Here is a 5,189-nt window from a genome sequence, read left to right as displayed (position 1 = left end):
GGAGGCGCCGGTGCCGTCAGCCGCGCCCGGCGCGCCATGTTCGGAGCAGAATGCCCAGATCAGGAAGGCACCGAACAGCAGGAAGGTCATCAGACCGAGGAACAGAGCCACGAGGAAGGGCTCATGCGCCACGACCATCAGGAATACGGTGACCACAAGCCCCGTAATACCTGCCCAGATACCCGCCTTGCCGCGGCACCCTTGTGTCTGATCACCCATTCCCGTTTCTCCATTCACTCCGCCGAACGGCGGTCTCTACCCTGTTGTGCTTATTCGTAAATGCCGTCTTTCTTTGCGCGCGACGAGAATTCGGTCTCCGCCCCGCTGGCCAGTTTCTCTGCCTGACCTTTCCAGTCGTCACGCGTCGCGCGACCTTTGAAGCCTTCGAGATTGCCGTCGACCCAAGCGAGTTCCGCATCGGTCCAGCCAGCGATCTGGTCGAAGTGATAAATGCCCATCGAATGCAGAAGCGTCTCGAGCTTCGGCCCGACGCCCTTGATCATCTTGAGGTCATCGGCCCCACCGTCGCGCGGTGCGTCGAGCAGCTTGGGCTTCTCGCCCGCCTCTGTCTCCGCAGCCTCGGTGCCTTCGGGCTCGCGCTTAGACTCCGGGCGGGCCTTCGAGGTGGCCTGCGCTTCGGATTTCGTCACGCCGGTCTTGTCGGCGGGCGTGTCCTTGGCGGGCTTGGCCTCGGTTTTCTTGGCGGCCTTGCGCGCCTCGTCCTGTTGCGCGGCAGAGCGCGGACGCTCCTGCCCCATCGTGCCAATCGGGCCGCGCTGGCCCGAGCTTTGCCACGGTGCGGCGAGCGGCACTTCCGTGCCGTCGATACGCTTGATCGTGTCGCCGATGCCGACCGCGAGGTCGACCGAAGCATTGTACTCTTCCTTGTCGCCCTTGGACTCGGTGAGCGCGGTCAGGCCCGAGGCGGGCTCGGACGAGAAGCGGCCGGTCTGCGAGCCGGGCTTCGGCACGTCGCCCTTGCCCATTTCGTCGATCAGCTTCGCGAGGCTCTCCTCGGTCAGGTCTTCGTAGTAATCCTTGCCGACCTGCATCATCGGTGCGTTCGCGCAGGCGCCGAGGCACTCGACCTCTTCCCACGAGAACTTGCCATCGTCCGAGAGCTGGAACGGCTCGGCGGCGATCTTTTCCTTGCAGACCTTCATCAGGTCTTCCGCGCCGCAGATCATGCACGAGGTCGTGCCGCAGATCTGCAGGTGGGCGACCGAGCCGACCGGAGCCAGCTGGAACATGAAGTAGAAGGTCGCGACCTCGAGCGCCCGCATGTAGGGCATGTCGAGCATCTCGGCGACGGTTTCGATCGCCGGACGGCTCAGCCAGCCTTCCTGTTCCTGTGCGCGGAACAGCAGCGGGATGATCGCCGAGGCCTGACGGCCGACCGGGAACTTGGTCATCTGGGCCTTGGCCCATGCGAGGTTCTCGGGCGTGAACTCGAAACTATCGGGTTGTTCCGGGTAAAGACGGCGAAGCATTAGCGGTCAACCTCCCCGAACACGATGTCCATCGTGCCGATGATTGCAGACACGTCGGCGAGCATGTGCCCCTTGGCGACGTGATCCATGGATTGCAGGTGCAGGTAACCCGGAGCGCGGATCTTCGCGCGATACGGCTTGTTCGTGCCGTCGGCCACCAGATAGACGCCGAACTCGCCCTTGGGCGCTTCGACGGCGGCATAAACCTCGCCCGCGGGGACGTGGAAGCCTTCGGTATAAAGCTTGAAGTGGTGGATCAGCGCTTCCATCGAGCGCTTCATCTCCGACCGCTTCGGCGGGGTCACCTTGCCGCGGGCAAGCACGTCGCCCTGATTTTCCGGCATCCGCAGCTTCTCGATCGCCTGAAGGACGATCTTGGTCGACTCGCGCATCTCGGCCATCCGGCAGAGGTAGCGGTCGTAGCAATCGCCGTTCTTGCCGATCGGAATCTGGAAGTCGAACTCGTCATAGCATTCGTAGGGCTGCGCGCGGCGCAGGTCCCATGCAAGGCCGGAGCCACGCACCATCACGCCGGAATAGCCCCATTGCTGGATTTCTTCCTCGGAGATGACGCAGATATCGACGTTGCGCTGCTTGAAGATGCGGTTCTCGGTCAGCAGCCCTTCGATGTCGTCGAGAACTTTCGGGAACTCATGCGCCCAGGCCTCGATATCGTCGAGCAGCTTCGGCGGCAGGTCCTGGTGGACGCCGCCGGGCCGGAAATAGGCCGAGTGCAGACGTGCGCCGCAGGCCCGCTCGTAGAAGACCATCAGCTTCTCGCGCTCTTCGAAACCCCAGAGCGGCGGCGTCAGCGCGCCCACGTCCATCGCCTGCGTCGTCACGTTGAGCAGGTGGTTCAGGATGCGCCCGATTTCCGAGTAGAGCACGCGGATCAGCGAGCCGCGACGCGGCACTTCCACGCCGGTCAGCTTCTCGATGGCGAGGCACCATGCATGTTCCTGGTTCATCGGCGCGACATAGTCGAGGCGATTGAAGTAAGGCAGGTTCTGCAGATAGGTGCGGCTTTCCATCAGCTTCTCGGTGCCACGGTGCAGCAGCCCGATATGCGGGTCGGCACGTTCCACGACCTCGCCGTCCAGCTCCAGCACCATGCGCAGCACGCCGTGGGCGGCCGGGTGTTGGGGACCGAAGTTGATGTTGAAATTGCGGATGCGCTGCTCGTCGGTCAGCGTGTCCCTCGAGCCGTCATCATAGACATTGTTGCGGATATCGCCGTCCATCATTTCGCCTCCTCGCCCTTCTCGTCACCGGGAAGGATGTATTTCGCACCTTCCCATGGCGAGAGGAAATCGAACTGCCGGTATTCCTGCGTCAGTTTCACCGGCTCATAGACGACGCGCTTGAGCACTTCGTCGTAACGCACTTCGACATAGCCCGTCGTCGGGAAATCCTTGCGCAGCGGATGGCCGCGGAACCCGTAATCGGTCAGCAGACGGCGCAGGTCCGGATGGCCCGAGAACAGGATGCCGAACATGTCGAAAATCTCGCGCTCGAACCAATCGGCACAGGGGTGCAGCTTGGTGATCGAGGGCACCATGTCCTCTTCGCGGACCGCCGCCTTAATGCGGATGCGCTGGTTGCGATACATCGACAGGTAATGCCAGACGACATCGAAGCGCTGCGGGCGTTCGGGCCAGTCGATGGCCGTGATGTCCACGAGGTTGGTGAAGCGGCAATTCGGATCGTCGCGCAGGAACTCGGTGAACCCGGGAACGGATTGCGCGGTGATCGTGACCGTCAGCTCGTCGAAGGCGATCTCGGTGGAGACCACGTCATCGGGGCGCTTCAGCTCGATATGGCCGGCCAGTTCGCGAAGGGCAGTATCGTCCATCTCTCGCTCTCCTCAGCGCACCAGCGTGCCGGTGCGGCGGATTTTGCGTTGCAGCTGAAGGATGCCGTAAAGCAGCGCCTCCGCCGTGGGCGGGCAGCCCGGAACGTAGATATCGACCGGCACGACGCGGTCGCAGCCGCGCACCACCGAATAGCTGTAGTGGTAATAGCCACCGCCATTCGCGCAGGAGCCCATCGAGATCACGTAGCGCGGCTCGGGCATCTGGTCGTAGACCTTGCGCAGAGCGGGCGCCATCTTGTTGGTCAGGGTGCCGGCGACGATCATCAGGTCGGACTGGCGCGGGCTTGCGCGCGGCGCGGTGCCGAAGCGCTCGAGGTCGTAGCGCGGCATCGAGACCTGCATCATCTCGACGGCGCAGCAGGCGAGACCAAAGGTCATCCAGTGCAGCGAGCCGTTGCGCGCCCAGTTGATGATGTCTTCGGTGGAGGTCAGCAGGAAGCCTTTATCCTGCAATTCCTTGTTCAGCGTCTGCGTCGCGACTTCGCGATCCGCACCGGCGGTATTGGCAGAGGTCATCACGCCCATTCCAGCGCCCCTTTCTTCCACTCATATGCGAATCCTACGGTCAGAACCGTCAGGAAGACCATCATCGACCAGAATCCGACCATGGAGAGCTGACCGAAGGCCACCGCCCAAGGGAAGAGGAAGGCCACTTCGAGATCGAAAATGATGAAGAGGATGGAAACGAGGTAGAAACGAACGTCGAACTTCATCCGGGCATCGTCGAAGGCGTTGAAGCCGCATTCGTAGGCCGACACCTTCTCAGGGTCGGGATTGCGGACCGCCACCACTGCCGCAGCGAGCATGAGCACAAGGCCCAACACGATCGCCATGGCGAGAAAGATGAGGATGGGAAGATATTCGCGCAGCATGTCATGCATGGGCTTGGCTCCCTAACATCGCGACGACTTGTCGCGCAGGTTCTGGCTAGGCGAGCAATAGCCTTGCGCCCCATTGGGGTCAACCGAGAGCAGGCCGGAAAATCATGCAAATGCGGGCCACAGATGCTTTTTGCATACGACTGTATGCGAATTTTTTGCGTTTCGAGCGCCGCTCAGAGCCTGCCCGCGTTGGACTGCGCCGCTTTTGCAGCAGCGCAGCCTTCGATCAAACTTAACGGCGCTTTGAATTTTCGGAATATTCGACCTGCGCGCCGCAGGGTGCCACTTAAGGCTGCCTTAAGCTTTCCACGCCGGATCGCGCTTCTCGAAAAACGCGGTGATTCCTTCGTCCGACTCGGCGGATTCCCAGCGAGTCACCAGCGCCTCGATCGTCATGTCGATCACGCTCTCGTCGATCCGCGGTCCCAGCGCCCGGACCAGCGCCTTGGCCTCGCCCACCGCGCCCGGCGCGCAGGCAAGATAGGGCTCGGCCTCGGCCATCACGGCGCGCTCCAGCACCTCGGGCAGGACCACCTTGGCCAGCAATCCCAGATCACGCGCCTCGGCGGCCTCGAAGATCCGCGAGGACATGAAGACCCGGCGCGCCCGCGCCTCGCCCATGCGGGCGACGACATAGGGAGAGATCGTCGCGGGCGTCAGGCCCAGCCGCGTCTCGGTCAGCCCGAATTTCGCCCCCTCGACACCGATGGCGACGTCACAGACCGACATCATGCCGATCCCGCCGCCGAAGGCGTTGCCCTGCACCGCGCCGATCACCGGTTTCGGGCAGGTGTTGAGCGCCTGCAGCATCCCTGCGAGCTTGCGCGCCGCCGCCGCGCGCTCTTTCGCGCCCGCCGCGATCTGGCTCTGCATCCATTTCAGATCGCCACCTGCGCAGAAGCTGCGCCCTTCGGCGGCGAGGATCACCACGCGCACGGCGTCGTC

General features: G+C 63.1%; 6 protein-coding genes and 1 pseudogene. All 7 read right to left on the bottom strand.

The window, feature by feature from the left end:
- A pseudogene (locus B3D39_RS11520) lies at positions 1 to 219 on the bottom strand (hypothetical protein); the annotation flags it as partial.
- Positions 220 to 269: 50 nt separating this feature from the next.
- Positions 270 to 1,490 (bottom strand): NADH-quinone oxidoreductase subunit E, encoded by a 1,221-nt coding sequence (locus B3D39_RS11515; RefSeq protein ID WP_274962649.1) that lies wholly within the window; start codon positions 1,488 to 1,490, stop codon positions 270 to 272.
- Positions 1,490 to 2,734 carry an NADH-quinone oxidoreductase subunit D gene (locus tag B3D39_RS11510; protein WP_078546608.1) on the bottom strand — a complete coding sequence of 415 codons (1,245 nt, stop codon included), beginning with the start codon at positions 2,732 to 2,734 and terminating at the stop codon, positions 1,490 to 1,492. The genes B3D39_RS11515 and B3D39_RS11510 overlap by 1 nt, the downstream gene beginning before the upstream one ends.
- Positions 2,731 to 3,342, bottom strand: coding sequence for an NADH-quinone oxidoreductase subunit C (locus tag B3D39_RS11505; protein ID WP_078519431.1), 612 nt, complete (start codon positions 3,340 to 3,342; stop codon positions 2,731 to 2,733). The genes B3D39_RS11510 and B3D39_RS11505 overlap by 4 nt, the downstream gene beginning before the upstream one ends.
- Positions 3,343 to 3,354: 12 nt before the next feature.
- Positions 3,355 to 3,879, bottom strand: coding sequence for a NuoB/complex I 20 kDa subunit family protein (locus tag B3D39_RS11500; protein WP_075774728.1), 525 nt, complete (start codon positions 3,877 to 3,879; stop codon positions 3,355 to 3,357).
- The gene (locus B3D39_RS11495; protein WP_078519432.1) at positions 3,879 to 4,244 is read right to left on the bottom strand and encodes an NADH-quinone oxidoreductase subunit A; all 366 of its coding nucleotides are present in this window, start codon (positions 4,242 to 4,244) and stop codon (positions 3,879 to 3,881) included. The genes B3D39_RS11500 and B3D39_RS11495 overlap by 1 nt, the downstream gene beginning before the upstream one ends.
- A 297-nt stretch (positions 4,245 to 4,541) precedes the next feature.
- Positions 4,542 to 5,189: crotonase/enoyl-CoA hydratase family protein (locus B3D39_RS11490; protein ID WP_286789707.1), on the bottom strand; the 648-nt coding region annotated here is incomplete at its 5' end.

The organism is Thioclava sp. UBA3469 (assembly GCF_002378135.1).
Lineage (GTDB): Bacteria > Pseudomonadota > Alphaproteobacteria > Rhodobacterales > Rhodobacteraceae > Thioclava > Thioclava sediminum.
The sequence above is the reverse complement of the archived record's forward strand: the minus strand, read 5'-3'. Positions and strand labels throughout refer to the sequence as shown.